General features: G+C 38.9%; 18 protein-coding genes. 2 read left to right on the top strand and 16 right to left on the bottom strand.

All coding sequences use genetic code 11. The annotated features are described in order from the left end of the window. Window positions 1–21: 21 nt before the first annotated feature. The 3 genes from HMPREF1477_RS00600 to HMPREF1477_RS00590 form a co-directional block, all read right to left on the bottom strand. Window positions 22–1,083: an ankyrin repeat domain-containing protein gene (locus HMPREF1477_RS00600; protein WP_016475449.1), complete on the bottom strand. Its 1,062-nt coding sequence runs from the start codon at window positions 1,081–1,083 to the stop codon at window positions 22–24. Window positions 1,084–1,109: 26 nt separating this feature from the next. After that, window positions 1,110–1,907 carry an ADP-ribosylglycohydrolase family protein gene (locus HMPREF1477_RS00595; protein ID WP_016475448.1) on the bottom strand — a complete coding sequence of 266 codons (798 nt, stop codon included), beginning with the start codon at window positions 1,905–1,907 and terminating at the stop codon, window positions 1,110–1,112. A gap of 200 nt (window positions 1,908–2,107) precedes the next feature. Further along, entirely contained in the window at window positions 2,108–3,688 is a 1,581-nt protein-coding gene (locus HMPREF1477_RS00590; protein WP_016475447.1) for a YadA-like family protein, read from the bottom strand. A gap of 269 nt (window positions 3,689–3,957) precedes the next feature. Between HMPREF1477_RS00590 and HMPREF1477_RS00585 the strand changes: the two genes are divergently transcribed. Beyond that, window positions 3,958–6,237 (top strand): TonB-dependent receptor, encoded by a 2,280-nt coding sequence (locus tag HMPREF1477_RS00585; protein WP_016475446.1) that lies wholly within the window; start codon window positions 3,958–3,960, stop codon window positions 6,235–6,237. 129 nt (window positions 6,238–6,366) lie between these two features. Here the strand turns inward: HMPREF1477_RS00585 and HMPREF1477_RS00580 are convergent, their stop codons facing one another. The 6 genes from HMPREF1477_RS00580 to HMPREF1477_RS00555 form a co-directional block, all read right to left on the bottom strand. Beyond that, complete coding sequence (locus HMPREF1477_RS00580) at window positions 6,367–7,017, bottom strand: DUF4304 domain-containing protein (RefSeq protein WP_016475445.1); 651 nt, start codon at window positions 7,015–7,017, stop codon at window positions 6,367–6,369. Window positions 7,018–7,085: 68 nt separating this feature from the next. After that, entirely contained in the window at window positions 7,086–7,505 is a 420-nt protein-coding gene (locus tag HMPREF1477_RS00575; RefSeq protein ID WP_016475444.1) for a hypothetical protein, read from the bottom strand. A 164-nt stretch (window positions 7,506–7,669) separates the two neighbouring features. Further along, complete coding sequence (locus HMPREF1477_RS00570) at window positions 7,670–8,422, bottom strand: hypothetical protein (RefSeq protein ID WP_016475443.1); 753 nt, start codon at window positions 8,420–8,422, stop codon at window positions 7,670–7,672. 156 nt (window positions 8,423–8,578) lie between these two features. Continuing rightward, complete coding sequence (rlmD, locus tag HMPREF1477_RS00565) at window positions 8,579–10,042, bottom strand: 23S rRNA (uracil(1939)-C(5))-methyltransferase RlmD (protein ID WP_016475442.1); 1,464 nt, start codon at window positions 10,040–10,042, stop codon at window positions 8,579–8,581. Further along, window positions 10,042–10,710, bottom strand: a complete 669-nt coding sequence (locus tag HMPREF1477_RS00560) for a TerC family protein (protein WP_016475441.1) — start codon at window positions 10,708–10,710, stop codon at window positions 10,042–10,044. The genes rlmD and HMPREF1477_RS00560 overlap by 1 nt, the downstream gene beginning before the upstream one ends. A gap of 161 nt (window positions 10,711–10,871) precedes the next feature. Further along, on the bottom strand, window positions 10,872–11,531 hold the full coding sequence (locus tag HMPREF1477_RS00555; protein WP_016475440.1) for a TerC family protein: 660 nt from the start codon (window positions 11,529–11,531) through the stop codon (window positions 10,872–10,874). A 191-nt stretch (window positions 11,532–11,722) separates the two neighbouring features. Here HMPREF1477_RS00555 and HMPREF1477_RS00550 point away from each other — a divergent pair, with 191 nt between their 5' ends. Beyond that, window positions 11,723–13,078 carry an MATE family efflux transporter gene (locus HMPREF1477_RS00550; protein ID WP_016475439.1) on the top strand — a complete coding sequence of 452 codons (1,356 nt, stop codon included), beginning with the start codon at window positions 11,723–11,725 and terminating at the stop codon, window positions 13,076–13,078. Between the two features lie 73 nt (window positions 13,079–13,151). Here the strand turns inward: HMPREF1477_RS00550 and uvrC are convergent, their stop codons facing one another. The 7 genes from uvrC to HMPREF1477_RS00515 all read right to left on the bottom strand — a co-directional run bounded on the left by uvrC (window position 13,152) and on the right by HMPREF1477_RS00515 (window position 26,054). After that, window positions 13,152–14,990: an excinuclease ABC subunit UvrC gene (gene uvrC / locus HMPREF1477_RS00545; protein ID WP_016475438.1), complete on the bottom strand. Its 1,839-nt coding sequence runs from the start codon at window positions 14,988–14,990 to the stop codon at window positions 13,152–13,154. 83 nt (window positions 14,991–15,073) lie between these two features. Continuing rightward, window positions 15,074–17,926 (bottom strand): excinuclease ABC subunit UvrA, encoded by a 2,853-nt coding sequence (uvrA, locus tag HMPREF1477_RS00540; protein WP_016475437.1) that lies wholly within the window; start codon window positions 17,924–17,926, stop codon window positions 15,074–15,076. Next, window positions 17,923–20,103, bottom strand: a complete 2,181-nt coding sequence (gene uvrB / locus HMPREF1477_RS00535; RefSeq protein ID WP_016475436.1) for an excinuclease ABC subunit UvrB — start codon at window positions 20,101–20,103, stop codon at window positions 17,923–17,925. Before uvrB ends, uvrA begins: the two co-directional genes overlap by 4 nt. Beyond that, window positions 20,103–20,486: a hypothetical protein gene (locus tag HMPREF1477_RS00530; protein WP_005380954.1), complete on the bottom strand. Its 384-nt coding sequence runs from the start codon at window positions 20,484–20,486 to the stop codon at window positions 20,103–20,105. The genes uvrB and HMPREF1477_RS00530 overlap by 1 nt, the downstream gene beginning before the upstream one ends. Beyond that, on the bottom strand, window positions 20,476–21,411 hold the full coding sequence (gene ftsY / locus HMPREF1477_RS00525; protein ID WP_005384208.1) for a signal recognition particle-docking protein FtsY: 936 nt from the start codon (window positions 21,409–21,411) through the stop codon (window positions 20,476–20,478). Before ftsY ends, HMPREF1477_RS00530 begins: the two co-directional genes overlap by 11 nt. Beyond that, window positions 21,411–24,965, bottom strand: coding sequence for a chromosome segregation protein SMC (gene smc, locus HMPREF1477_RS00520; protein WP_016475435.1), 3,555 nt, complete (start codon window positions 24,963–24,965; stop codon window positions 21,411–21,413). Before smc ends, ftsY begins: the two co-directional genes overlap by 1 nt. 45 nt (window positions 24,966–25,010) lie before the next feature. After that, complete coding sequence (locus HMPREF1477_RS00515) at window positions 25,011–26,054, bottom strand: elongator complex protein 3 (protein WP_016475434.1); 1,044 nt, start codon at window positions 26,052–26,054, stop codon at window positions 25,011–25,013. Window positions 26,055–26,094: the final 40 nt, after the last annotated feature.

Here is a 26,094-nt window from a genome sequence, read left to right as displayed (position 1 = left end):
GCCTCTCCTTTATGATATCCATTAAAACAAAGTTTCTAATTGCCCTGCCATATCCGCTATAAACTCATCAAATTTACAGAGCTCTCGTAGTTCTTGATGTTCCATATCATAGCAAGCAATCTTTTTAGACTTAGGGTCCCAAACAATTTGATAATCGTTGTACTCACCTAGCTCTTTAGATAAACGTAATAGTTTACGACGACCCCATTTAAATGGAACTGTATCAAGTAAAGGTAAGAACTCTATAGAGATAAAATCTGAGTCTGGTAATTCAAAGTAAAGATTATCTCCCTCTAAAAAGGATATTAACGCTTTTGGAAGTTTAAATGGTTTTAATTGATCCATTTTATTCTGTCTATCATGATACTCAGTAGGCTCTAAATTTTTAAAATACTCGGCCATTTCCATATCGCCTTTTTCAATAGCAATACTATAGGGACGCATCCCATCCTTTTCTGTGATGGTTACATCTGCACCATGTTCTACTAGATATTTACACATCTGTAAATCCACATACCGAGCTGCTACACATAGTGGAGTTGGCTTAAATGGATATACAGAATCAGGCTTGTTGTAATTAATATCCACACTATTATTAATGAAGAAATCTAGGACCTCATAGTCTTGGTCTGTAATGACATTTCTGAAAGCTCGTCCACCATATTTCTGTACTGTATGTCCTAAATCATGAATGAGTTGTAAGTTCTCATATTTCTTGCCATATAAGGCAGCTTGAAAGGCATCTACATCCACAGAGTTCAAGGCGTTAATATTGGCCCCTTGAGCTACAACATAGTCTATAATCTCTTGATTACCATACCGTACTGCTAATAAGAAGCTTGGATTTTCTTTATCATTTAGATCTGCTCCATGTTCGACCAACCATTTTACACTTGGCAAACAGTTCATCACTAACGCTAATTGTAGAGGTGAATACTCACTATATTTACCAATTTGTATAAGTTTATGAATATCCAAACCATTTTTTAATGCGCTTTCAAGAGCGGTAATATTTCCATTTATAATATCTGTCACTAAATCTGGTACAGATTCAAAAGTGCCTAAATCCTTAAGATATATCATATCCCTCTCTCCTATATACTATTTACTTATACCACAACTGGTATAAACTTCTCTTCAAAGGCAGTTAATATACACAGCAGTTTAGTATCTAAAAACGACAGAGCCTGTTTTCTAATATCTGTTGGAATATCATAATATGCCTGTGCCACACCACCACAAATAGCAGCAACAGTATCACTGTCACCACCTATTGAGATGGCATTGCGAATGGCATCTTCAAAATCAGTGGATTCAAAAAAAGCTTGCAATGCTTGTGGGACTGTTCCTTGACAACTTTCATTAAACCTATAGGTATCTCTGATTTCATCCAATGTGAAATCCATGGTGTAATAATGCTGATTAATATAATCTCTGATTTCTTGTATATCTTTACCAGTTTTAGCTAAGTATACGGCAACTGCTGTCGCCTCTGCACCTTTCATGCCTTCTGGATGGTTATGAGTAACCTCAGTAACTAATTGAGAAAGAAGCTTTGCTTCGTCCAAACTATGTGCTGCAAATCCAGCAGCACTAACTCTCATAGCAGAACCATTACCATAACTATTATATGGCTTTGGATTCTCTGCAAAAATCCATCTATAGAACCGATCGCCATATCCATAACCTGGATAGCATCTCCCAATCGTCTGCATACATTCCACTGCATTTTTTGAAAGATTTCTGTAATTTGGTTGGCTCATAAGAATTGCCTTTGCTACAGCAAGTGTCATGATACTATCATCAGTTAACACACATTGATCTGTAAAGAAATCAAAGTCCTTCCGTCTAATATTATTAAATTCGAATCGTGAACCAACTATATCACCAATGATTGCTCCTAACATGTTAATCCCTCCCTGAATTTGTTGAATTTATTATTTAGCTAATTTCTATCGTATTAACTATATACATAAATGTTCCGCCAATACTATCCATTTAGTTTAATTATATTACATTTATAAGTATGAGTGTATAGTAAAAGCCCTTTGCACAAGCAAAGGGCCCTATTTATATAATCCTTATTTAATCTTTAATGTATATAGAATTATTTCTTTGAACGCTCTAATTCTTGAATACGTTTTTCTAATTGAGCGATTCTTTCATCAGTGGATGTTGTATTTGATTTAGATTCAGATCCTACCTTAAAGCTTAGTCCACCATTAAAACCTTGGTTACCATTGCCTACTACAGTACCTACATTAAATTGTACATTTCGGCTTGGGCGATAGTAAGCGCCTAATGCAGTAGCTGTTTTGCCATGATAATGACCAAATCCTACAGCTACACCTAATCCAGTTTCTCCTTCAGAGAAATTTGGTTGTAATGCAGCTAATGCATAACTTGAGGCTGTTGCCTTATTAACTGTAGTTTCTAAATTCGATCCTACCGATTGAACTTGGCTTATAGCAGATTCTAATTGACCTACTGTTGCTGCATCATGTGCATCGACACCATCGGCTACTTTCACCAAGCGATTATATTTAGCATCAGTGTATGTAGTAGGTGTTATTGTTGGTTCCTTATCATAATCTGGCACAGTTTTTTTATAACCTAAGTGTGTGGTGATTTCTTTATCTGGATATTTTACTGTGTAACCAGAAACATCACCTGCATCATGACCAAATGCAATAGTTCCTTCTTCGGTGGCTACGCTTTCATAACCAATAGCAGTGCCATATTTGACAGTAGTACCTGCCTTATGACCTAACGCCAAACTGTTCTCGGCCTTAGAACCTGTAAAACCACCGCCTACAGAGGTAGACGCAAGACCAAGTGTCATTCCATTCGAACCACCCACAACCGTACTACCATTGCCTACGGTCATAGCATCACGAGACCCAACAATGGTGCTATACTCACCATTGGCAATATTTTTATGGGTTACAAATTTACGACCTGTAAATTCACGGCCTCCACCGCCAAGTATGGATGCACCAGTGCCTACAGCTTCATTTTTACTGCCCCCAAACACGGAGGACCACATGCCAACACCAGTGTTTCCTAAACCGCCCGCAAGTGTACTTCCTTTTCCATCTGCATTATTTTGAGAACCGCCTATAACAGAACCAATTTCACCAGCTGCATTATTGCCACGACCACCAGCAATAGAACTATGTAATCCATACGTACCATTGGAATTACCACCTGAAATAGATGAGGACTCACCATACGCAATATTATCCTCCCCACCGCTGATTGTGGCATAATTGCCAACTAAGGTTCCTACTGCTTCAATCTGATTTTTTGTACCACCAAGAATGACCCCATTTTTAATTTCTTCGTGAACAATATTTTGAAAGCCCCCTACAATAGCGGTATAAGGGCCTTCGGTCATATTTTTTGTTCCCCCAAGGACTGCACTATTTTCACCTTCTGCTAAGTTAGGTGCCTTATCCTTACCACCACTGACAACGACACTACCATCGCCTAACGCTTGGTTACCAGTCGTATAACCACCAATTACTTGACCTGCAGCCCCTACAGTTAATGTATTTAACATAACACCTACACCAAATGTTAATGCAAATACACAAGCAGTTGCAGTTGTGCTAAAGCACTTTACATTCTTAAGATTATACTTTGGGGAATTCATCTTAAGAATTAACATCTTTTGTACTTTATTCATTTTCTCTTCTCTCTCATCTCTCTATAAATATACAAAATCACAAACAAAAAATAACTACACATTAACCCCTTTCATACTATACACAAGATTTCATATATATTTTTATTCATAAAAATATAATATTTAAATTAATTATAAACTAATTTCACTAGTTATATAATTATCATTACTTATAATCATATAACTAGTATTCATAATGTTTTATTTTTTTCAATGCTATACTAAAAATGATGTGTTTTAACTATTTATCAGTGTAGAGGGTCATAAATATGAAAAAAGGTAAACGAAAGAAAACAGTAACTAGTTTTAAACAAACTAATACATCAAAAATCATGTTATTTTCAATGATTTTAACGGCTATGAGCGCATCCATTGTATATGCAGCAGATACCAACGTGGCCGATGAACCTAAAGTATCACATACCATCACGGTAACTGCTACTAGAACTATGGAGGATATCATAAAAACACCAAGTGCTGTATCTGTTGTAACAGACAAAGATATTGAAACACGAAGAGTTGATACCGTAACAGATGCTCTACAAATGTTACCTGGCGTGTATAAAAGCCAAAAAGCAAACGGTGGATTACAAATTCGCGGTTTTGATTCTACTGACATCTTAGTATTACTCAATGGTGTACCAATGAATAACACCTTTAATAATGGTGTTGATTGGGAAGCTATACCAGTACATTCTATTGAAAGAATCGAATTAGTACGTGGTCCTAGCTCCTCTTTATATGGTGGCAGAGGTGTTGCTGGTGTTATCAACATTCAAACAAAACAACAACAACCAAAACAATCTGTAAAAGATATCCATTGGCATGGACAAATTGGATATGGATCTCATGGGACACTAAATAATGAGTTAGGGTTTGATGCACAAGTATCTAATCGTATTACTGTCGGTATGTCTGCAGAGCAAAGAAAAACAGATGGTTATCCAGGTTTCTTTATTACCGGCAGAGCTGCCAACATAAGGCCGTCTACTGTAACAGTTACACCAGATAACCCAGTTCCACAAACCAAAGATGGTTCCTATCTATTAGGTAGTCGAGGAGATAAGTCATTTAATAATAAGAATCTATCTGCGTATGTAACGATGAAACTCCGTGATAGAGAATCATTAACCTACTCTTATCTATATACGAAAAATAGATATGCTTATGAGAATCCAATGAGTACCATAACCGTAAATGGTGCACCTATCTTCTCTGGAAATGTCAAAATTAACAATCAAAAATATGTAGCACTTAGAACAAGTAGATACTTAGGCTATGATGGATTAAAAGAATATCATGCTCATAACCTACAATATAAAAATGACAAAAATAAGCTACAAGTTACTTTCAATATATTAGATCGAAAAAAAGATGGATTCTCTAGCCCTAGCAATCCAAATACACCTAACTACAGCGGCCCTGGTGATGATTCATTCTATCCTGGAAAAACAATTAATTTTGATGCACAAAAAGTATGGGATCGTATGGGGAAACATAGCGTTGTTGCGGGCATTAACTGGAAAAAGGAAAGCTTTGAGCAAAAACGAAGAGAATTAACTAATTGGAGAAATCATTCTTCCTTTGATTCAACCACATATCCTGGTGGATTGTATGAAATCAACAAAGGTGCTACAAATAATTTAGCCCTATTCGTCCAAGACACATACCGTCCTAATTTCAATTGGGCTATTTATACCGGACTTCGTATAGACCGATTCAAAAAATTTGATGGTCAACACGTTACCTATGATACGAATAATAATAGATACGACACTATAAATCATGGTGAAGGTAGCTACACTGAGTGGAGTCCAAAATTAGCAATTGAACATTATGTAACCGATTCGCTAAACGTATATGCCTCATATGGTCACTCCTTTAACCCACCTCCACTCAGCCAAGTATATCGTTACAGTGATGTAGTGCGAGCAAATCCTAACCTTAATCCAGAGCGTTCAGATACATTTGAAGTTGGTATGAAAAAAGAATGGGGCACAAAAACTGCATTAAATCTATCTGCATTCTATGTAAAAACGAAGGATAAGGTTAAATATGTAACACATTATGATAATAATGGTGATGTAGATTATAAAATGTATGAAAATGTAGACCAAGAAACTCGTCGCGGCATAGAATTAGAACTTCGCCACCAACTATCCTCAAAATGGTCTGTATTTGGAAACTATACATGGCAAATGGGTCGTATAAAACATAAAGATCTTCCTAACACAAATGCAAGCGGATATGAGGAAATCAATTATGATATACCTAAACACATCTTCCATGCAGGTCTTGAATATACTAATGGTAAATGGAATGCCCTTTGGGATGCTCAATATGTAAGTCGTCGACAATCAGTAGATGATATTACAGGTCAATACGGTTCCTCAGATAGCTACTTTATCTCTAATGTAGCAATGAATTACAAATTCTCCAAAGAAGCGACATTACAATTAGGTATTCAAAATGTGTTTAATCGTGTTTTCTTTGATGATGAAGCTACCGCAGGACGAACATATTCTGCAAGTATGAAGTTTAAATTTTAGTAATCATTCATCAAATTTTACTATATAACTTCTATTTGCTTTAACCACAACCATATAAAATCTATCTAAATTTAATATATAAAAGCAAAAAAAGGTCCATCGCATATCGTTTCTATGCGATGGACTTATTTATTCTTCTTCAATTATTATTCCATTTATATATGCAAATTCAATCATAGTGGATCCATAAAATTCACTCACGCCTAATGAAATATTTTCTTTAGGAATTTCTTTCAACTGATTATAAAAGTCAATATACATACTTCTTAACTCAGAATTTTTGATTATTTTATTAAAATATTGTTGAGCTTTATCTTTTCCACCATAATGATAAATATAATACAGTAGATTATAATCGTTTATATCTCCCTCTATAAGTTTTTCAATATTACGTTCTGTATCTTCAAAACCTTCAAATAGCGGTATTATATATTCCTCACATAACTTGCTAACTTCATCTACAGTATATTGATAGCTAGCACCTGCTAATTGATACCAATGCCATTCCGTTCTATTTAACAAACGACCTAATTCTCCGCCATATACAAACCCGTTATGAATATTAGCTTTTTTCATAGATTTAGAATAAATGGCAATATGTGGAACAAACTCTACGCTATCTGCATAGTTATTTCTATTAGCTTGAAAGTAGATTTCAAAGATAAGGTCTTTATTCTTAGAGGTTTTCTTTAACTTCTGACCTTTACTAACTACCTTAAAATCAGGAAATTTACTTGCTATCTCCTGCCAAGCTTTTTCACATAACTCTCTAGGTTTCAAAATTGTAAAAGTCCTCCTAAATAGTGCTGTATTTCTTTTAAAGATTACTTTATCGGTAAAAACATGGGTTATTTTTTGACACGATACACCATATCGCCGCTATTCCAAATATACATAATGACAGATACGGGGGGTTGTCCGTTTTTCCAAAGCCAGCCTGTATATGTAGTTGTATTGGCAAAATAGCCTTCAGTAATTATTTCAAATTCTGAGTCTACATACTCATTTATAAAATCTTGTAAACAAAGAGACTTTCCATAAAAGCGACCTTCACCCAAGGTTTTGTTAAATATTAGTACCTTACACAAATCCACATCACAGTTGTTAAAACATATTTCTCCTGAGAATGCTTTTTCTTCACCATCTAACAATTGATACATTTCTTCAACTGTTAATGTTAATGTTTTATTATGAATTTTGATTCTATTTACTTTACTACCATAAAGACTGAAAAGGATATTACTTTTTCTATCATGTATAAACTCCATATTATTCCTCACAATATGAAATCTAAAATTGTAATTTAAATATATTATAAAACTATTATTTGATTATTTAAACGAAGTGTATTCTATTACAGCCGCTTTATTATATTAGGTCTAAATAAAAAATCAGATTTATTCAGTTCTAGAACAATGCACTTAAATAAATATTATTTCTTAGCGATAAACACTGCATCACCTCTATAAAGTGAATAAGAGTCATCCAAAACATACTTATTTGACGAATTTAATGCTGGAAACTGAATTACTGCATCTCCAACCTTAACAGCATCAGACTTAATATGAACTTCAAAAGGACTATTAGTATCAATCTTAGATAATTCAAATAATGATTGATAACCTACTGTTACCCACATACCAGGACCTTCATATTGATCATCGCCACGTACTGTTTCTATTGGATAATATGTATATCCATTTTGTACTATAGATATAACGACATTATTAGTATCATTATACATCTTACTTTCCGGCATATAAAGGAAAGATCTAACCTGTAATATATTAGTAGCATTTCTTGTTGAATAAGTACTTGCTACACCTCTAGCATCCTCCAATGCCGTATTTGCAAAAATTGCGAATGGAGTTTGAACATATACGATACCTTGCAATTCATTTCTTGGGAAAATTCCACCATAACGTCTTTTAATAAACTTTTTCTTAGCAGTAGATATCATTTTGATATTTTTCTTTTCTACTAAAGACTGTCCATAAGATGTTGCTGATGCAATATCTTCATTTGTAATTTGGTGTTTCTCAATAACTTGAGGATTATAAGTACTAATATCTTCAGCAGATACTGCCATAACAGACATAGCTAAAATTGAAAATAAAACAATTTGTTTCTTAAAGTTCATAGTCTCACCTACAAAACATATATTTTTAAAAATAAGCTTTTCCATAAATTTTGGACATCTCTAATATGAGCCATTCTAATCCTCACTACATCGCTTCGCTTCTAGTTAGCAAAGCCACTGCCTCAGTGGTTCGGCGTTTCCAATCGCACTTCGTCTTCGTCTCGTGTTCCTAGACGCCTATCACATGGGCAGTGCTAATGCTCACTGCGTCGCTTTGCTCCTAGTGAGCAAAGCCACTGCCTCAACATGCGCTGTCATTGGAAACATGTCTACAGGTTGGACTTCTTTTAGTTCATAGCCGTAGTGTGTAAGGATTTCAATGTCTCGAGCCATAGTAGCTGGGTTACAGGATACGTAGACAATGCGTTTTGGTTCCATCCCTGCTGCAGAGGTTAGTACTTCTTCTTTACAGCCTGCCCGGATTGGATCGAATACAATCACGTCTGGTCGTACGCCGGCTTTATAGAGTTTTGGCATTTCAACAGCCGCATCAGCGACGATGAATTCAGTATTGTCATAGCCATTATTTCGAGCATTTTCACGAGCATTGATAATGGCTGGCTCTACAATTTCAATGCCGATAACATGTTTCGCTTTATGAGCCAAAAACAGTGAAATAGTACCCGTACCACAATACGCATCGATAACGGTTTCATTACCTTTAAGATCCGCATAGGCTAATGCCTGATCATAAAGCACCGTTGTTTGTTCTGGATTCACTTGGAAGAATGAATGTGGCGATACATTAAATTGTAGGTCCTTAATATGATCTGTAATCGTCCCATCACCGTAGAGCACATAGTTAGTAGGACCTAAAATAACATTAGTACGCTTACCATTCACATTATGAACGATGGTTTCCACTTGTGGAATACGATTTGTTATGTTCTTAACCCATGCTTCTTGATGCGGTAAATAATCAGTAGCAGTTACGAGAATAACCATCCATCCAGATTGACCAATGCGACCGATTACATGTCGTAATACACCTTTTCCTGTATGTTCATCGTATGGCTCAACATCAAGTTCTTTAGCAATGTCATAACACACTTGAGCAATTGTATTATTTCCATCATCTTGGATAGGGCAATTCGTCCCCTGTACGATATCGTGAGACCCCATTGCATAGAATCCCATTTGAATGTCGCCTCTAGCACCACCGACAGGCATTTGCATCTTGTTTCGATACGCCCAAGGTTCTTTTGGTCCTAGTGCAGGTTTTACAAGATCAGGATTTTGATGACCAATTCGTTCAATAACGTCTTTCACCTTTTGTGTTTTTAGTGAAAGCTGTCCTTCGTAGGTAATGTGTTGTAATTGACAACCACCGCATACGCCATAGAGTTCACAAGTTGGTTCTATACGATTATCAGCAGGTATAACAATGTCAATTAATTTACCTGTAGCATATGTCTTTTTCACCATGTTTATAGATACTTTCACAATTTCACCAGGCAAAGCAAAGGGAACAAAGACGGTAAAATCGTCTACACGTCCTACACCTTCTCCACTACTGCCAATACCGTGAATGGTTACCAAAACCTCCTCACCAAGTTTAACAGGCGCATTTAGAATGGCCTGTTGTTTTTTAGAAAGTTTTCCACCTGTATGTTGTTGTCTACCTTTAGATTTATGTTTACGAGATGTACGACCTGTACCGTTCATTACGCGTCTCTTTTCTTCCAAATTTTAATGATACCAGTCACGATGAGTACAAAGAATACCGCACCAAATTTAACGAGTAATTCTTCCCCTTGAATATATGGTAAAAGAAGTGGATCTTCTACGATCATTTCACCCGCAACCCATCCAAGTAGTGCACCGCCAGCCCAAAGAATGGCTGGGAATTTGTTAATAATACGAGCGAATAGTGTAGAACAAAATACGATGATAGGTACCGTAATTAGCATACCAACGATAACAAGCTCTAAATGACCTTTTGCAGCGCCCACAACACCGATGACATTGTCGATACTCATCATAGCGTCGGCAACGATTATCGTCCAGATAGCACCCATTAAGGAATTTTTAGCCTCAATGTGAGCCTCTTCGTCATCACCTTTTAAAAGCTGAACGGCAATCCATATGAGCACAAGTCCACCGCCTAAATGAACGAGCGGAATCAAGGTTAACGCTTCTACCAAAACGGTGGCAAACAGAAGGCGCATTAAAATGGCACCTGCCGTCCCCCATATAACGGCTTTCTTTTGAAGTTCTGGTGCTAATTTACCGGCTGCCATACCGATAACTACAGCATTATCTCCGGCTAATAAAATATCTATCAATATAATCTTGCCAATCGTAACCCACGTGGCCGCTTCTAAAAATTCCATTATACGCACCTCAACTATAATTAATTCTATAACTATCCCTTAACTATACCATATTTTATGTATTTTCTCATCTAAAACAAATGCTTTAATATCTTTCATAATCTACTGCAAAAAAATATCTCTCCTCCTGTAAAAAAGAGAAGAGATATTATACATTCCAATTATTTTTTAAGCTGTTTTGCTACTAAAGATGCGCCTACTACGAGGATAACTGCAGCTATTTTAATATACAGTGCATACGGTTCGACTGTATGAGCAATCAATGTATCTTCCACACTCATGCCAGCACCAACCCATCCTAGGATACCACCACCAACGTAGAGAATAATTGGGAAACGCTCGATAACTTTCACAAATAATGTACTACCATACACGATGATAGGCACCGTAATAAGCATACCAATAGCAACCATTGTCATGTGGCCACCTGCAGCGCCCACTACGCCGATTACATTATCGATACCCATGATACCATCAGCAATGACGATTGTCATGATGGCAGCTCGCAAACTATCCTTGGCCTCGATATTATGCTCACTGTCATCATCAGCAACGAGCTTGTACCCAATCCATAATAAAAGGATACCACCTACCAAACGAAGCGCTGGAATTGTATTTAAAGCCTCAACGAAGAGGAATGCCATAACAAGACGTAAAATGATAGCACCTGCTGTGCCCCAGAAAATGGCTTTCTTTTGTAAATGAGCCGGTAAATTTCGTGCAGCCATGCCAATCACAATGGCATTATCGCCGGCCAACAGAATATCGATGACAATGATTTGTAACATTGCCAACAAACCTTGAACAGATACAATGTCCAATTCGTACCTCCTATAACGAAAATATTTAATATACTCATTATACTAAAGAGAATCTACCTTGTACAATACTGTAATGTATCCATCTATTCGTAATACGAATACCTGTATATAACTATATTCTATAGTTTTTAATACACCTAGCCATAATAGATAGACTATGTTAAAATATATCATCAATTTAGGAGGTCATTATGTATCAAACATATTCTATACTACAAAAATTATGGTTGTTCATTAAATTATTTACTCCTATGTGCATCACCCAATTTTCTCTTGTAGGGGGCACATTTATCGCCATCTTCTTAACAGGACAATATAGTACAATTGATTTAGCTGGGGTTGCTACAGGGTACAATCTATGGTTATTATTCTATATCTTTGCACAAGGGACCCTAATGGGTATTACCCCGATCATTGCACAGCTATTAGGAGCCAAGAAAACAGATAGTATACCTACCATCGTCTACCAAGGGTTTTATATTGCAACAACCCTAGCACTTATTATATTATTAATCGGTGTTTTCGGATTAGTACCATTACTAAATTTCCTTAATTTAGAACCTGCTGCTACGGCTGTTTGTATCAATTATTTGAAAGCTTTCGCACTTGGCCTATTCCCTCTGTTATGGGTTAATACATTGCGTAACACCGTTGATTCCCACGGGTTAACTCACTATTCTATGGCCATTGTAGTAACGAGTTTTGTAGTGAATGTATTCTTAAACTACTCACTGATATTTGGGCACTTCGGCTTGCCTGAAATCGGTGGTGTCGGTGCTGGTTATGGTATTGCCGGAGCATGTTGGACAAACTTTATTTTATTTAGTGCGATGGTGCTCTTCCATCCTAAATTAAAGGGATATCGTATCTATAAAGATTGGGTACGCCCCAAATGGCAATACATACGTGAGCAATTACAAATCGGCTTGCCAATCGGTTCTTCTATTTTTTTTGAAGCCAGCATTTTCAGTATTGCCGGCCTATTGATGGTACACTTTGGTTCCGCTGTCGTAGCGGCTCACCAATCGGTCATTTCCTTTACCAACGTGTTCTATTGCTTACCACTTAGCATTGCCATGGCTTCTACCATTGCTGTAGGCTATGAAGTCGGTGCTGAGCGACATAAAGAAGCTATTCAGTACTCCTACATTTCTCGCGTGTTAGCCATTGTCATTGCGATTTTGATTTGTGCTTTCACATTCACTCATATGGAAAGCATATCTGCATTATTTACAAATGATGAAGAGGTATATAATCTAATTTATAGATTCCTCGGGTATGGCGTTTTCTTCTCCGCCTTCGATGCCATTGGTACACCGTTACAAGGTATTCTACGGGGCTACAAGGATGTGAAAATTGTATTCTATATTTCTCTCATTTCCTATTGGGGCGTTTGCTTCCCTATTGCATACATTCTTGCCAACAACCCAAATTACGGCCCATTTGGTGTATGGATAGGCCTATTAGCTAGCGTAATTGTAGCAGGCATACTATTCACCATTCGAACATGGTATATTCAACACAAACAAGTACATATAAAAGCATAACGCACAAAAGCAGCACTGCAAGTCATAATCAGCAGTGCTGCTTTTCTAGTATAAGATATTAACTATTTTTGTATTACATTGTATTGCCTTGTAATACATCTTGTTTTTCAACATTCGACATGCGGAAAAAATTGTATAACGTTTCCGCAGTCTTATAGTTCATAGAATCGACCTTAGCTAATTCATCTATACTGGCTTTTTTCATGGCCTCTAAGCTATTGAAATGAGCCCATAAAGCCTTACGTCGTTTAGGACCAATACCATCAATGTGATCGAGTACGGATTCTAAGTTACGTTTGCCCCGCAATTTACGATGATAGGTAATAGCAAATCGATGGGCTTCATCACGAATTTGTTGCAATAATTGCAACTCTGGTGAATGATGACTCAAAATGATGCTATCCGATTGCCCCTCTACAAAGACCTCTTCTATCCGTTTAGCCAAGGATATGACTGGCACATCTGTAACACCTACAGCGCGTATGAGCGGTATAGATGCATTGAGCTGCCCCTTACCACCATCGATAATAATGAGGTCTGGCATAGGCCAATCCGTTTCATTACCATAGCGGCGTTCCATGATTTCTGCCATCGATTTAAAGTCATCGGGCTTTCCCTGTGTAGTCTTTAATTTAAAGCGTCTATACTCCTTCTTAGCTGGCTTACCGCCTTCAAATACAACCATGGAGGCTACGGTTTCAGAGCCTTGTGTATGGGAAATATCAAAGCACTCCATACGCTCTGGTAATCTTGGCAAGTCGAGGACCTCCGCCAATTTCTTAACGGCACCTCCACTCTTATCGATTTGGTATTGCCATTGGCGGCGACGTTCTTCAAGGAATGTTTCAGCATTTTCATGAGCCATTTTAATCATGTCCATCTTATAACCACGTTGAGGCACAAGGACATCGACCTGTTGGCCCTTCATGTCACTGAACCAATCCTTAAATAGATGTTGCTCAGAACTTTCCATAGGCAATAATAGCTCTTTAGGAATAAAGGTACTATCCCCATAGTACTGCTTAATAAAATCAGTCATAATGGTTTCTTCCGAGTCACCTTCATTTTGCACGAAGTAATTTTCTCGGCCTAATAGACGGCCACCTCGAATAAAGAGTAGTTGTACACATGCCAATTGACCATCTACAGCTATCCCCAGTACATCTAGATCACCACGTTGCGTTACCATCCGCTGTTTTTCTTGAATTTTCTCAATGCTCGTCAATTGGTCTCGATAACGTGCTGCATCTTCAAATCGAAGCTCTTCCGCAGCTATCTCCATCTTTTCCTTAATTTCTTTAAGCAATGGGATTGGTTTTCCCTCAAAGAGCGCTATAATTTCATCGATGTATTTGCGGTAATCCGGTACTGATATCTTATGAAAGCATGGCGCTTCACAATAGTGCATATGATATTGCAAACAAGGGCGTTCTACCTTCATCGATTTACAGGTACGCAATGGAAAATACTGACGAATCAACTTGAGGACTACATGAACGGCTGTTACATCGGTAAAGGGCCCAAAATATTTAGCCCCATCCCGTTCAAGGCGACGTGTCATATATACGCGAGGATAGTCTTCTTGAACAGAGATTTTAACATAAGGATACGTTTTATCGTCCTTAAGGGAAATATTGTATTTCGGCTTATGTTCTTTGATAAGCGTATTTTCTAATATAAGAGCTTCCATTTCCGTCTTTGTTTGAATAATCTCTACATCGACGGCACGCTTCATCATCGCCGTTACCTTAGGCGCCCGATTCGCATCATTACGCACATAGGATCGCACGCGATTGCGTAAATTAATCGCTTTACCCACATAGATGATGCGGTTATATTGATCACGCCATAAATAAATCCCTGGGGTGGTCGGTAAATGGCTAACCTTTTCTAATAACTCTTCAGACGGCATATATCCTCCTTTCTTCGTCAATTCTCCATATCATTATAATTAATACTTCATTGTCGCAACCATACAAGGCAGTGTCATACAAATTATTTCTTTTTCTTTGCAGCATTCATAAATGTATTAGTCTGTTCTAATACAGGACCTAAGAATTTTCCTGTATAACTTTCTTTCACATTTGCAATCTGTTCCGGTGTACCGGTAGCCACGATGGTACCACCTCGATTACCACCTTCAGGGCCTAGATCAATAATATAATCAGCCGTTTTGATAACATCGAGATTATGTTCAATAACGATAACTGTATCGCCACCATCTACCAGTTTCTGCAATACATCTAAAAGCTTTCTAATATCTTCTGCATGAAGGCCTGTTGTAGGTTCATCAAGGATATATAATGTTTTACCTGTACTGCGACGTGCTAGTTCTGTAGCCAATTTAACCCGTTGTGCTTCACCACCAGACAATGTAGTAGCCGCTTGGCCTAAACGAATATAGCCGAGACCAACCTCTTGCAAGGTTACCATTTTCTTGTAGATTTTAGGGATAGCACTAAAGAATTCTACTGCATCATCTACGGTCATATCTAACACATCGGCAATAGATTTGCCCTTATATTTAACCTCTAATGTTTCCCGGTTGTAGCGAGCCCCTTTGCAGACCTCACAAGGCACGTACACATCTGGCAAGAAATGCATTTCAATTTTGATGATACCATCACCACGACAAGCTTCGCAGCGGCCACCTTTTACATTGAAACTAAAACGCCCTTGTTTATACCCGCGCATCTTAGCCTCTGGTGTTTGGCTATATAATTCACGAATTGCATCAAATACACCCGTATATGTGGCAGGGTTAGAGCGAGGTGTACGGCCAATAGGGCTTTGGTCAATGTTAATGATTTTATCAATATGCTCTAGGCCTCGAATCTCTTTGTGAGCCCCCACCTTGTGATACGAACGATATAGCTGATTTGCCAGCCCTTTATATAAGATTTCATTTATCAAAGTAGACTTACCAGAACCGCTGACACCTGTAACTACTGTAAATAGTCCAATTGGGAATCTCACATTAATATTTTGTAGATTATTTTCTTTGGCACCTCGAATTTCGATGCAGTTTTTACCAGGTTTACGTCGTTCGTCAGGAAGAGCTATAAACTTGCGGCCGCTCAAATATTGACCAGTAATGGAGTCTTTCACCTGCATAACCTCATCTACAGTCCCTGCCGCAATGACTTGACCACCATGCTCGCCCGCACCTGGTCCAATGTCTACAAGGTAATCTGCAGCGCGCATTGTATCCTCATCATGTTCTACAACGAGCAGTGTATTACCAAGGTCACGCAACCCTTTTAAGGTATCGATAAGTCGATCATTATCTCGTTGATGTAAACCAATGGATGGTTCATCAAGAATGTATAATACACCAACAAGACCAGAACCAATTTGCGTTGCTAACCGAATACGCTGTGCTTCACCACCAGATAAGGTGCCTGCACTCCGATTCATAGTAAGGTAATCAAGGCCTACATTATTGAGGAAGCCTAGTCGAGCATTAATTTCTTTTAGAATCTGTGCACCAATCACTTGTTCTCTGTCAGTTAATTGCAAATGACTAAAGAAATCTAGCGCTTCTTTAATCGTCAACTGGGTTACTTCATTAATGTTCTTATCCCCTACGGTAATTGCTAATACCTCGGGTTTAAGACGAGCGCCATGACAGGTCGTACATGGTTTAATGGACATGAATTTTTCAAATTCTTCGCGCATAGAATCGGTAGATGCTTCGCTATGGCGGCGTTTCACCATAGGCAAAATACCTTCGTATTCAGTGAAAAATTCCTTTTCTTCACCGCGCATATTTTCATAAGTGAAAGCCACCTTATCCGTCGTACCATACATGACCTTCTTCTGTAATGCCTTAGGTAATTCATCATAGGTAGAGTCTAAGGAGTGTCCATTGGCTTTCAATAGACCTTCTAGCTGACGCATAAACCATGCGTTAGGATTAGAGCTCAACGCCTGTACACAACCATCGGCAAAACTAATAGAGCCATCTGGAATGACGCGCTCCTCATCAACCTCCATGGTAGAGCCAATCCCCAAACAAGCGGGGCATGCCCCAAAGGGACTATTGAAAGAGAACATACGGGGCTCAATTTTTGGCAATGAAATATGACAATCAGGGCATGCAAAGTTTTGACTATACATATGCTCTGGGCCATCGACCTCTTGAACAATAACGATACCTTCTGCCCATTTTGATGCGGTCTCCATAGAGTCTGCTAAACGGGATTCAATGCCTTCTTTGACAACGAGACGGTCTACAACAATATCGATGGAATGCTTTTTATTTTTCTCTAATACAATATCCTCATCCATCGTGCGTACCACACCATCAACGCGAGCACGGACAAAACCCTCTTTTCGAAGTTGTTCAAAGACAGATTTATGTTCCCCTTTTTTTCCTTGAATCATAGGTGCTAAGATTAAAATCTTAGTTCCTTCAGGAAAGCTCATTACATCATCTGTCATTTGTTGAATCGTTTGTTGTGTAATAGGTTTACCACACTCTGGACAATGAGCATGTCCAACACGGGCAAATAATAGACGTAAATAGTCGTAAATCTCCGTCACCGTACCAACTGTAGAACGAGGATTTCGACTTGTAGTCTTTTGGTCGATAGAAATGGCTGGAGATAAACCTTCAATATAATCTACATCAGGCTTATCCATTTGTCCCAAAAATTGACGAGCATAGGCCGACAAAGATTCTACATACCGTCGTTGGCCTTCTGCGTAAATCGTATCGAAAGCAAGAGACGATTTACCGGATCCACTTAAACCAGTTAAGACAATGAACTTGTCTCGCGGTAGTGAAATATCTATATTTTTAAGGTTATGCTGACGTGCACCTTTTACAATCAATTGATCTTTCATATATGTACCTTTTTACTTTTCGGTGATTGTTTCTTAGAATTTTTCCGTGGTTTTTTTAACTTACTGTCACCGACACTATGCATATCGGACCATTGTTGACGAAGTTCGCCCAATTGGTCACGTAATTTGGCAGCCTTTTCAAATTCCAACTGTTTAGCAGCCGCCTTCATTTGACGGTCAAGCTCTTCAATCTTGTTATATAGTTCTTCTGCCGTAATCTCTGCTACCTTAGTAGCATCTGCATCTTGAGCATATGGTTCGTGGCCATGGTCCATACCAGCTGCAGAGGACTTCTTTTTCCCCTTCTTTGGTGAAAGCCCTTTGCCATCGGTGACCATATCTTCTTCAATCTTAGTGAGCTCAATAAGCTCTTTCACATCTTTAGATACAGATTTTGGCGTAATATGATGTTCAATATTATATGCCTCTTGTACCGCACGACGACGATCTGTTTCGTCCATAGCGCGTTGCATAGAACCTGTTACACGGTCAGCATACATAATAACATGACCATTCACATTACGCGCTGCACGACCGATAGTTTGAATCATAGCTGTATCAGAGCGTAGAAAACCTTCCTTATCCGCATCTAAAATAGCCACCAAGGAAACCTCTGGCATATCGAGGCCTTCGCGGAGCAAGTTGATACCGACTAATACATCGAATACACCGGCCCGCAAATCACGAATGATTTCAGCCCGCTCGATGGTAACGATATCCGAATGAAGGTAACGAACACGAACACCCATTTCCTTCAAGAATTCCGTTAAATCTTCAGCCATCTTCTTCGTCAATGTCGTAACGAGAACCCGTTCATTCTTAGCGGCGCGCTTATGAATCTCACCAAGTAAATCATCCATTTGCCCCTTAATAGGACGAATTTCAATGGATGGATCAAGTAGCCCTGTAGGACGAATGATTTGCTCTGCTACATTCGTTTCTACTTCCATTTCATACGGTCCTGGCGTTGCTGATACATACACGATTTGATTGATTCGTTCTACAAACTCATCAAATTTCAATGGTCGATTGTCGAGCGCTGATGGCAAACGGAAGCCATATTCGATAAGAGATTCTTTACGCGCTCTATCCCCATTGTACATGGCGCGAACCTGTGGAATGGTTACATGAGATTCATCTACCATAATGAGGAAATCATCAGGGAAATAATCAATCAATGTATATGGTGCTTCCCCTGCTTTACGCTCCGACATATGGCGGGAATAGTTTTCAATGCCTGAGCAGTAGCCCATTTCTTGCATCATTTCTATATCATAACGGGTGCGCTGTTCAAGACGCTGCGCCTCGAGCAGACGATCTTCTGCTTTCAGTTTTGCCAGCTGCTCATCAAGTTCTGCCTCAATTCGCTCTACCGCAATTTTCATTTTTTCTTTTGTTGTAACATAGTGAGATGCAGGATAGACCGCAACATGTTTGCGCTCTGCAATGACTTCTCCCGTTAATGCATCCACCTCAACAAGACGGTCGATTTCATCGCCGAATAGTTCCACCCGAATGGCTCTTTCACTATAGGCAGCAGGGAAAATTTCTATGGTGTCCCCTTGTACGCGGAAGGTACCGCGAATAAAATTCATATCATTACGCGTATATTGGATATCTACGAGTTTAGACAGAATTTCATCACGAGATTTCGTCTGACCTAATCGCAAGGACAATACGAGATCAGAATAGTCCTCCGGATCACCTAAGCCATAAATACAGCTAACAGAAGCAACGATGATAACGTCTCGGCGCTCAAATAAACTCATGGTAGCACTATGGCGCAATTTATCGATTTCATCATTAATAGATGCATCCTTCTCGATGTACGTATCGCTAGAAGGGATATACGCTTCTGGTTGATAAAAATCGTAGTAAGATACAAAGTATTCTACCGCATTATTAGGGAAGAAACTTTTAAACTCGCTGCAAAGTTGAGCAGCCAATGTTTTATTATGGGCGATAATCAAGGTCGGTTTCTGAACCGCCTCGATGACCTTTGCCATGGTAAAGGTTTTTCCTGTACCAGTCGCACCTAATAGAACTTGAGCCCATTCGCCACGCTCAATCCCGTCTGTAAGAGATTGAATGGCTGTAGGTTGGTCCCCAGTAGGCGTAAAGGGCGCCTCCACTTTAAATGGTTGGCCCCCTTCATAGTTATAGCTATTATGTTTCATTACTGTTCATCCTGATGTTTACGGATAGCCTTGAGTTCTTCCTCTGACAAACGACGACCTGCATTTTCAGCTTGGTTCAATGTATCCTCACCTTCTAACACTTCGATGAGCATAGCAATGGAGAAGCGATCTAATGTAGGCGTGGTCTTTTGAATTTCATCGGCCATCATCCAATCTGATTCAGTATAGTTATTAATACGATCTGTAATTTCTTCCCAGTTTGAAAGTAGTAATCTCGTAATAGGACGATATAATTCAATACCGAAATACTCGATTAAGCTAACGATTTTTTCCATGTTTTCTAGGCTTACATTACATTCATTTTTTTTATTTTCAGATTCTACATATTCAAGTAAGAATTCCCGGTTATATTTATTTGTCACCTTGAATCATTCCTTTATTAAATAGTGCATTGGCAAATTCTTTTGCATTAAATGGACGTAAATCGTCCATGCCTTCACCAACGCCAATCCAACGTACAGGTACGCCTAGTTCTTCTTTAATAGAAATAACTACGCCACCTTTCGCAGTACCATCTAATTTAGTAACTACAATACCATTAACAGGTACGGCTTGACCAAATAATTTAGCTTGGCTTACCGCATTTTGACCTGTAGTGCCATCGAGAACGAGCAATGTTTGATGCGGAGCACCCTCTACATGATTGTTCGCTACGCGGCCCATTTTTTTAAGTTCTTCCATAAGATTTACTTTTGTATGAAGACGACCAGCCGTATCGACAATTACCATGTCTGCATTACGAGCCTTTGCGGCTTCCATCGCATCATATACAACGGCAGCAGGGTCCGCACCTTCCTTATGTTTTACGATAGGTACGCCTACGCGGTCAGCCCAGATGGATAATTGGTCCGCCGCCGCCGCACGGAATGTATCTCCAGCAGCGATGATAACCTTTTTACCTTCTTTAGTATAGTAGTTTGCCAATTTAGCAATAGTTGTAGTCTTACCCACACCATTAACACCAACAACCAGGATAACCTCTGGGTGGTGAAGTGTGATTTCATCCTCTTGGTCAACTAACATTTCTGTGATGCGGTCTTCCATGAATGGCATTACATCACCAGTATTGTTAATAACACCTTCTGTAACACCACGGCGGATTTCCTTCATCAAATACTCTGTAGTCTTAGGACCTAAATCGCTAGTGAGCATGACCGCTTCTAAATCATCAAGAAAATCATCATCGATTTCTGCATAACCAATGATCACTGTTTCTACATTTTTTACAAAGGACTTACGAGTTTTTTCTAAGCCCTCTTTAATTTTATTAAAGAATCCAAATGCCATTATGCTAGATCCTCCTTCACATCTTCAAATGAAACCGTTAACAATCGAGATACACCGCGTTCCACCATGGTAACCCCTTGTAATACTTCGGCAGCTTCCATCGTTTTCTTACGATGTGATACGACGATAAACTGTGTTTCCTTATTTACCCGATTCAAATAAGAACTAAATCGCTCTACATTTGCTTCATCCAAAGCAGCATCAACTTCGTCAAGCACACAGAATGGAGCCGGACGATAGTCGAGGAACGAGAACAATAAGGCAATAACTGTGAGTGCTCGTTCTCCACCAGATAGTAACGTCAATTGCTGACGCTTTTTCCCTGGTGGTTGGATGTAGAAATCAATACCACCAGTCAAGATATTTTCTGGGTCGGTAAGTACGATTTGAGCCGTACCACCACCAAATAATTGACTGAATACGTGTTGGAACTGCTTACCTACCACCTCTAATACATCATAGAGTTGTGTGCTCATGGCCTTATCCATTTCAGCGATAACTGCCTGTAATTGCTCTTTTGCCGTATCGAGATCTGATAATTGATTCGATAAAAAATCATACCGAGTTTTCGTCTCTTCATACTCTTCTACAGCATTAGGGTTTACAGATCCAAGTTCTGCGATTTCTGCCATTAAACGAGCTTGTTCCATTTTCCAATCATTCACAGAGCCGACAATATTTATATGCTGTGCATCTTCCAATGAATAGCCTAATTCATTCAAATCCTCTACAGCACGATCACAATCCATGCGATAACGCGTCAATTTACCTTCTGCTTCAACTAGACGATTTTGAACCACCTTATACCGCTGGTTGAGTCGGTCTTGTTCAGCTAAAATTGATTCAATCTCCTCCCGTGCACCAGCAGTCGATTGATACGCTTCATCACGTAAAGTGCGAAATTTTTCAACCTCTCCACGAATCGCTTCAAGAGACTCATTAGCAACTCGAATTTGTTCAGGAATCACAACATTCAAACGCTCTTCACTAGAGTGTAATAACTCCATGAGAGGTTCTAAGCGAGATGCTATGGTTTCCAAATTTTGCTTTCGTTGCTCTTGTTGTACCTTACGTTCTTCTATAGTGCTTTCTAAACGTTCACAAAACAATCTAGAGGCTGTAAAAGCTTCATAGGCCTCTTGCTGTGCCTTTTGCAGCGTACTTAATCGTTCCATAATTGCCGATTGATCACCTTGTTGTTCAGGTGAATTATGTAACGCTGACAATTCCGATTCAGATTGTGAAAGCACATGTTTTGTTTGTCCCATGACCACGTCAATTTGAACGATACGTTCCTGTTCATCATGAAGCACACGCTTTTTACGTTCTAATTGATTTTCAATGTTCTGAATCTTCGTTTGACTGGCCGAGAACAAAAGATTGGTGTGTTGATATTGTTCATCCAACACACTTCGCTCACGTTGCGCCCGTTCAATACGATTTTCTTCATCCTTAATTTGTTGTTCCAGTTTGGCCGTACGCTCTTCTACAGAAGCTAATTCGGCCTCTAAACGAGCTGCCTCTTCACGACGACTTAACAAGGAACTGCGTTTTTTCTTCGTTGCACCACCAGTTAAGGAACCACCTGGTTGGAATTGTTCACCCGTCAGTGTAACGATGCGTAACTGCTGATTATATTTCTTTTGTAACGCAATAGCCCGTTCCATTGTTTCTACAACTAATGTACGGCCCAACAAGTATTGGAAAATATGATTATAGGCAGCATCAAATTCAATACAGTCGACAGCTGTCCCAATGACACCATCTTCCGACAATGCAGGAGTATCATAAGGTCGCCCTTTTACAGAATCCATAGGCAAGAAGGTAACGCGACCCCCTTGAATTGATTTAAGGAATTGAACACCTTCTGATGCGGCTTTAGCTGTCGTTGTCACAACATAGTTAACACTACCACCTAATGCGATTTCGATAGCAACAGTAAATCGGTTATCTACGGTAAATAAATCACCTACCGCCCCTTTAATCGCTTCACGCCATGGGCCCTTACCGTTAAGGATGTTTTTAGTACCTTCTAAGTAACCTTCATGTTGTTCTGCCCATTGTGCTAATAATTCTAATCGCCCCTGTGCCTTTTGCACATCGCTACTCATGCGATTTAATGCCTTTCGGGCTTCTCGCAATCGTTCTGATGCAGACCGTTCTTCATCAACTAAGGACTTCCGTTTATTAGATAACTCATTAAATTGAGTTTCTAAGGATTCATGTTCAGATTTCGCTGCCGATAAATTGGATTGAACCTCTTTAATTTCCGCTTCTAATGTTTCTACTTGAACAGCGGACTCAGATTTACGAGATTCTAAATTTCGCAATGTAGCCTTCGCTGTTTCAATACTAGCAACTAAATCTAATTGACGCTGTTGATAGGCTTGTCTATCGCTTTCTAAGGACTTCCATGCTGATTGTTCCGCCTCTAATTGAGCAATGGCCTTATTATAATTTTCCTCTAAAACTACGAATCGAGTGCGTTCAGATTCTAATTGAGCCGTTTCATCCTCAATAAGGCGATCTAAAATGAGCAATTGCTGCTCTTCACCCTTTTTAGACGCTTCTGCTTCGCTAATACGCAGAGAAGTATCTTCTACTTCGCGCTTAGTTGTACGCAACTGTTCTTCTAGTAGTGTTACAGTACCATTGATGCGTTCTTCTTCCCGTTGTTTTTCGCTAAACTGTGCTTCCCAAGATTTTAATTGTTCTTGATCCTTTGCATTTTCAGCTTGTAATGTATGACGTCGTGCATCGAGGGTAGATAATTGCGTTTGTAATTCAATGTCCTCATCCTTCAATGCAATATTGTCATTTTCTGCACGGGTTAATAATCTATCAGCCGTCTTGTAATTGTGAAAGCCGATAACACCATCATATTCACGTTTACTACGGCTTAATGCCATATATTTTTTCGTCGTTTCCGCTTTTTCTGCCAGAGGGCCTAATTGTTCCTCGATGGTCGCCATAATATCGCGAACGCGTTCCATATTCCGGTCTGTGCTCGCAATACGACGCAATGCATCCTCTTTATTAATTTTAAAACGAGAAATGCCTGCAACGTCCTCAAATATAAGGCGACGTTCTTCTGGTTTACTATTAAGAATAGCATCGATACGATTTTGCCCAATGATAGCCATCGAATCTTTGCCAAGACCTGTATCAGCTAATAACAAGTGAATATCCTTTAGACGGCAGGTCCGTTTATTAATGAGGAACTCACTTTCACCTGTCCGATAGATACGACGCGTAATGGCTACCTCTTGCATATCCACATCGAGTTGACCATCTGCATTATCAAATACAAGGGTAACCTCGGCGGCACTCATTGGTTTTCGTTTTTCTGTGCCAGAGAAAATGATATCCTCTGCACGTTGGCCCCGTAAATTACGCACATTGGATTCCCCTAGAACCCATTTCATAGCATCCGTAATATTACTTTTACCACTCCCGTTAGGACCAATAACGGCAGTCATCCCTGGGGAGAATTTTACAACTGTTTTATCAGCAAAGGATTTAAATCCTTTTAATTCTAGCCGCAGTAATTGCATGACTGCCTCCTTTCTTAGTATAACCCCATTAAATCATATCTTTAATTATACCACATATACAATGCCATCTATACTGCATTGTACTGTATCAATATCATTATTTTCTCGCCATGTGAATGTTATATGTTCATATGCTCGTTCGAAATATGTAACATTGCGTTTTTTTAATCCCCTTACCTTAGACGTAAGACATCGTGGATAGGATATCGTAATGGTACGAATTGGATTTCTAAAATATTCTGTATGCTCATCGATACAATATGCTATGCGCTGCTTCCACTGCTCATTAGTCACTAGTTCTCCCATGGCAGGCTCATAAGGACCTGCCAATAGACTAGTACCTGTATCGAGTTCTTCAGTGCTTTGCAATCCAGTCCGAATAACAGTAATATGATGCGATTCAAACCAAGTCTTTAAAAACGCACAATACTGTAATGCTAATTCCAATGATAATGGCTCATATATACCTGACTTATATTGTTCCGCCAATTCCGTATGATCTATGACGAGGACGGGATAAATACGTACAAAATCAGGCTGTAATGCAGTTATTTCAACAGCTGTTTGTATTATCGTTTCCCATGAATCGCCTAAAAGCCCCGGCAACAGTTGTAGTCCTACGGTAAATCCAAACTTTCGTAATTGTTTAACAGCCAATTTTACATCATCAGAGGTATGACCGCGTTTAGCTAAGGATAGTACGGTATCATCCATAGATTGTACGCCGAGTTCTATGGTCTTCATACCAAATGAACGCAGTAATTCTAATTGTCCATCACTTACGGCATCAGGCCTTGTAGAACAACGAATACCATCTATAATACCCGCTTGTAGCGCTTCATTAGCAGGTGCTAATAATTGTTTTTGTAATTCTTGATCAATAGCGGAAAAGGAACCTCCATAAAAACAAACCTCCCAATATTTATCCTCTCTAGACTCGCCTACATAATCTCTAATGGTCGATGTAATATATGCTGGAGTCAAATACCCTATGCCTGATATTTCTGTAATACGAGATTGATTACAAAATGTACACACATGAGGACAGCCCACATGAGGGATAAAAAATGGAATCATACCATATTTCATAAATATACCTCCTCCCTATTCTTATTTACGATTCTAATTA

It is taken from the genome of Veillonella sp. HPA0037 (assembly GCF_000411535.1).
In the GTDB taxonomy this organism is placed as follows: Bacteria; Bacillota; Negativicutes; order Veillonellales; family Veillonellaceae; genus Veillonella; species Veillonella atypica.
Note: the sequence above shows the minus strand (reverse complement) of the source record. Positions and strands in the feature narration are given on the sequence as shown.

Bases quoted from the DNA above. Each gene is read 5' to 3' on its own strand.
- HMPREF1477_RS00600 (WP_016475449.1), bottom strand. From the start codon at position 1,083: ATGATATATCTTAAGGATTTAGGCACTTTTGAATCTGTACCAGATTTA.
- HMPREF1477_RS00595 (WP_016475448.1), bottom strand. From the start codon at position 1,907: ATGTTAGGAGCAATCATTGGTGATATAGTTGGTTCACGATTCGAATTT.
- HMPREF1477_RS00590 (WP_016475447.1), bottom strand. From the start codon at position 3,688: ATGAATAAAGTACAAAAGATGTTAATTCTTAAGATGAATTCCCCAAAG.
- HMPREF1477_RS00585 (WP_016475446.1), top strand. From the start codon at position 3,958: ATGAAAAAAGGTAAACGAAAGAAAACAGTAACTAGTTTTAAACAAACT.
- HMPREF1477_RS00575 (WP_016475444.1), bottom strand. From the start codon at position 7,505: ATGGAGTTTATACATGATAGAAAAAGTAATATCCTTTTCAGTCTTTAT.
- HMPREF1477_RS00570 (WP_016475443.1), bottom strand. From the start codon at position 8,422: ATGGAAAAGCTTATTTTTAAAAATATATGTTTTGTAGGTGAGACTATG.
- rlmD (WP_016475442.1), bottom strand. From the start codon at position 10,042: ATGAACGGTACAGGTCGTACATCTCGTAAACATAAATCTAAAGGTAGA.
- HMPREF1477_RS00560 (WP_016475441.1), bottom strand. From the start codon at position 10,710: ATGGAATTTTTAGAAGCGGCCACGTGGGTTACGATTGGCAAGATTATA.
- HMPREF1477_RS00550 (WP_016475439.1), top strand. From the start codon at position 11,723: ATGTATCAAACATATTCTATACTACAAAAATTATGGTTGTTCATTAAA.
- uvrC (WP_016475438.1), bottom strand. From the start codon at position 14,990: ATGCCGTCTGAAGAGTTATTAGAAAAGGTTAGCCATTTACCGACCACC.
- uvrA (WP_016475437.1), bottom strand. From the start codon at position 17,926: ATGAAAGATCAATTGATTGTAAAAGGTGCACGTCAGCATAACCTTAAA.
- uvrB (WP_016475436.1), bottom strand. From the start codon at position 20,103: ATGAAACATAATAGCTATAACTATGAAGGGGGCCAACCATTTAAAGTG.
- ftsY (WP_005384208.1), bottom strand. From the start codon at position 21,411: ATGGCATTTGGATTCTTTAATAAAATTAAAGAGGGCTTAGAAAAAACT.
- smc (WP_016475435.1), bottom strand. From the start codon at position 24,965: ATGCAATTACTGCGGCTAGAATTAAAAGGATTTAAATCCTTTGCTGAT.
- HMPREF1477_RS00515 (WP_016475434.1), bottom strand. From the start codon at position 26,054: ATGAAATATGGTATGATTCCATTTTTTATCCCTCATGTGGGCTGTCCT.